4 protein-coding genes are annotated in these 3,840 nt (G+C 59.1%); 3 read left to right on the top strand and 1 reads right to left on the bottom strand.

The genetic code is table 11. The features are described from left to right. Positions 1–24 precede the first annotated feature (24 nt). Positions 25–381, top strand: a complete 357-nt coding sequence (locus AC1DSG_RS28815; protein WP_477793914.1) for a DUF6124 family protein — start codon at positions 25–27, stop codon at positions 379–381. A gap of 138 nt (positions 382–519) precedes the next feature. On the opposite strand, the gene AC1DSG_RS28810 is transcribed toward AC1DSG_RS28815, so the two are convergent. Continuing rightward, entirely contained in the window at positions 520–1,518 is a 999-nt protein-coding gene (locus AC1DSG_RS28810) for an AraC family transcriptional regulator (protein WP_477793913.1), read from the bottom strand. A gap of 341 nt (positions 1,519–1,859) precedes the next feature. Here AC1DSG_RS28810 and AC1DSG_RS28805 point away from each other — a divergent pair, with 341 nt between their 5' ends. After that, positions 1,860–3,194, top strand: coding sequence for a dicarboxylate/amino acid:cation symporter (locus AC1DSG_RS28805; protein ID WP_477793912.1), 1,335 nt, complete (start codon positions 1,860–1,862; stop codon positions 3,192–3,194). A gap of 143 nt (positions 3,195–3,337) precedes the next feature. Then, positions 3,338–3,840 (top strand): CaiB/BaiF CoA transferase family protein (locus AC1DSG_RS28800; RefSeq protein WP_477793911.1); only part of this gene is annotated, 503 nt, incomplete at its 3' end.

Below are 3,840 nucleotides of genomic sequence, written 5' to 3'. Positions count from 1 at the left end.
GCTCAACCAACCACGGAGCTTCACATGTTCAAGATCACACCCAACCCGCCAGAAACCGACGACGTTTCCCCCTACGAAACCCCCGATTCCAAAAAGCTCAACGAAGCCGCCGATCGCGCCCTCGATTACTACCTCAAACCGGTGATTCCCAAAGACACAYCGCGTAAACCCAGCACGATCTACTTCGTCGGGTCCGACACCAATGATGAAACCTTGCTGGTCAGCGCTTGTGAAACCATGGCATCGGCGAGTGTGATGCTGAGTGATTTCGCAGGGCAGGTGGAGGGTACGCACCGCAATACCGTGCTGGGGATCCAGCAGCTTGTCATGCTGGGGGAACTGGCGGTGAATCGGATGCTGGATAGGCTTGATCCGCCGTAAGCGTTCAGTCCGCAAGACCTCGTCATGATCGTTCCCACGCTCCGCGTGGRAATGCCTCAATGGACGCTCTGCGTCCGCTTTGGCAGGGACGCGGAGCGTCCCGGGCTGCATTTCCACGCGGAGCGTGGGAACGATCAATCAGTTCTCTTGCGCGCGGTAGGCGCCAGGCGTCAACCCCGTCCACTTCTTGAACGCCCGATGAAAAGCCGAAGGCTCGGAAAACCCCAACTGTTCGGCAATCTGCTGCAACGACAAATCCGCCCGCCCCAGGTGATAAATCGCGATATCCCGGCGCAGCTGATCCTTCAATTCCTGAAAACTCGTCCCTTCCTCACGCAAATGCCGACGCAAAGTCTGCGGGCTGATGTGCATCTGTGCGGCCACGGTTTCGAGGTCCGGCCAGCATGCATTGTCGCGGCTGAGCAAGCGGCGCAGCCGGCTGCTCAGGCTGTCGCCGTCATCCGGGCGCGACAGCAGGTCTGCGGGGGAGTGTTCGAGGAAATGTTTGAGGGTGCGTTCGTCCTGCAACAGCGGCATGTTCATGTAACGGCTGTGAAACAGCAGGCTGCTCTGCGCCGCGCCAAATTGCATTGGACAGGGGAACATCAATTCGTATTCCGCGCCGTGCTCGGGTCTTGGGTAACTGAACGTCGCCTGTTCCAGCCTTATGCGCTGGCCGATCAACCAACTGCCGAAGCGGTGCCACACCATCAGCTGGCTTTCGGTGAGGAAATGGTCCGGGTCCTGAAACTTCGAATCATCGAGGCTCAGGCGGACCATTTCGCCTTCGTGCGTCAGGGTCAGGCGCGGACCTTCGGGGAATAAGCTATAAAACAATAAGCCGCGATGCAGTGCTTTTTCCAGATTGCGGCAGTGGATCACCGCGTGGCACATCATGGCGAAGCTCCCGGTTTTACTCGGCACCGGCCCGAATCCCAGGTATTCGTCGTCCATTGCCAACCACAGACCCTGGATCAATCGGGTGAACTGCTCAGGCGCAATTCGCGCACGTGGCTCGTCAAGCAATTCGGGGCTGATACCCAGTTGCTGCAACAGGTCTGAAGTATCGACACCCAGCCGGCGCGCGCCACCGAGGGCGGCGCGGGCGAAATGACTGGCGATGGTGCGTTCGCGCATAAGCAGGCAGGTCCGTCCATTGAACGGCGGATGGTAGCCGCGCTGCCTGGCGATGGACAAGGCGGATATCCGCCAAATTGCAGGACGAGGTCTGGTCGATGGGCGGAAATCCGCCACATTGTTGTAACCACTCGGTGACGAATAAAAACCTGTAACCCCTGATGCCAAAAGGCTTGTTGGCATTTTGACGAAGGTGGCACGAGCCTTGCGATACAACCAGCAGAGACCTGCCGTCGCGCAGCTCGACAAAACAAATCCCTCCAGAAGCAGGAGGGTTCGCAATTGAAGTGTCTTGGGCAGCAGATGGATGTTGTCACCGGCCACTCTTGAGGAACTTTGCAATGACGACTCGTCAGCCACTGTACAAATCCCTGTATTTCCAGGTGATCGTTGCCATCATTATCGGCATTTTAATCGGTCACTTTTATCCGCAGACTGGTGTGGCCCTCAAGCCGTTGGGTGACGGGTTCATCAAACTGATCAAAATGATCATCGCGCCGATCATCTTCTGCACCGTGGTCAGCGGTATCGCGGGCATGCAGGACATGAAGTCGGTCGGCAAGACCGGCGGTTACGCGCTGCTGTACTTCGAAATCGTTTCGACCATCGCACTGCTGGTCGGTCTGGTGGTGGTCAACATCGTCCAGCCGGGTGCCGGCATGCACATCGACGTGACCACGCTGGATGCCTCCAAAGTCGCGCAGTATGTGGCGGCCGGCGCTGATCAAAGCGTGGTGGGCTTCCTGCTGAACGTCATCCCGAACACCATCTTCGGCGCGTTCGCCACCGGTGATATCCTGCAAGTGCTGATGTTCTCGGTGATCTTCGGTTTCGCCCTGCATCGCCTGGGTGCTTACGGCCGACCGATCCTGGACTTCATCGATCGCTTCGCCCACGTGATGTTCAACATCATCAACATGATCATGAAGCTCGCGCCACTGGGTGCTTTCGGTGCGATGGCGTTCACCATCGGCGCCTACGGTGTTGGCTCGCTGGTGCAACTGGGGCAGTTGATGGCCTGCTTCTACATCACTTGCCTGCTGTTCATTCTGGTGGTGTTGGGTGGTATCGCTCGCGCTCACGGTTTCAGCGTGCTGAAAGTCATTCGCTACATCCGTGAAGAGCTGCTGATCGTGCTGGGTACTTCTTCTTCGGAATCGGTGCTGCCGCGCATGCTGATCAAGATGGAGCGTCTGGGCGCGCAGAAATCCGTTGTGGGTCTGGTGATCCCGACCGGTTACTCGTTCAACCTCGACGGTACCGCGATCTACCTGACCATGGCGGCCGTGTTCATCGCTCAGGCGACCGACACCCACATGGACATCACCCACCAGATCACCCTGTTGGTGGTGTTGCTGCTGTCCTCCAAAGGCGCAGCCGGCGTGACCGGTAGTGGTTTCATCGTGTTGGCCGCCACCTTGTCCGCCGTCGGCCACCTGCCGGTTGCCGGCCTGGCGCTGATCCTCGGTATCGACCGCTTCATGTCCGAAGCCCGCGCCCTGACCAACCTGGTGGGTAACGCGGTTGCTACCCTGGTTGTGGCCAAGTGGGTCAAGGAGCTGGACACCGACGTGCTGCACGCGGAACTGGCTTCTGGCGGTCGCGGTATCTCCGACGAACGCGTGGAAGACGACCTGGGCGTGGCCGAAGGCCCAACCCCATCCAACGTCAAGTAAGCCTCGCTGTACTGAAAAACCCGCTTCGGCGGGTTTTTTTTGCTCGGGATTTGAGCGTAACGGTCACCTTTGCTGACACTTCAGGTGATTGCCGCCATGCCATCGGCTGCCTAGGCTGGAAGCATCGTTCACGGAGATCGCTCATGCTCGGGCCACTGGTATCACTCAAGGTTCTGGATTTCTCGACACTGTTGCCGGGGCCGTTTGCCTCGTTGTTGCTGGCGGACATGGGCGCCGAGGTGTTGCGCATCGAGTCGCCGACCCGCATGGATTTGCTGCGGGTACTGCCCCCGCACGRTCAGGGGGTGTCGGCCAGCCACGYCTACCTCAATCGCAACAAGCGCAGCCTGGCGCTGGACCTCAAACAGCCCGAGGTGCTGGAGGTGATCAAGCAGCTGCTGGCCGACTATGACATCGTGCTGGAGCAATTTCGTCCCGGTGTGATGGAGCGCCTGGGGCTTGGGTATGAAGCCTTGAAGGCGATCAATCCGAAGCTGATCTATGTGTCGATTACCGGTTACGGCCAGACCGGTCCCTACAAGGATCGCGCTGGTCACGACATCAACTACTTGGCGCTGGCGGGATTGGCCAGCTACACCGGCCGCGTCGACAGCGGGCCGCTGCCGTTGGGCATGCAGGTGGCGGA

Source organism: Pseudomonas sp. P5_A12 (genome assembly GCF_056400685.1).
This window is presented reverse-complemented; position numbering and strand designations above follow the sequence as displayed.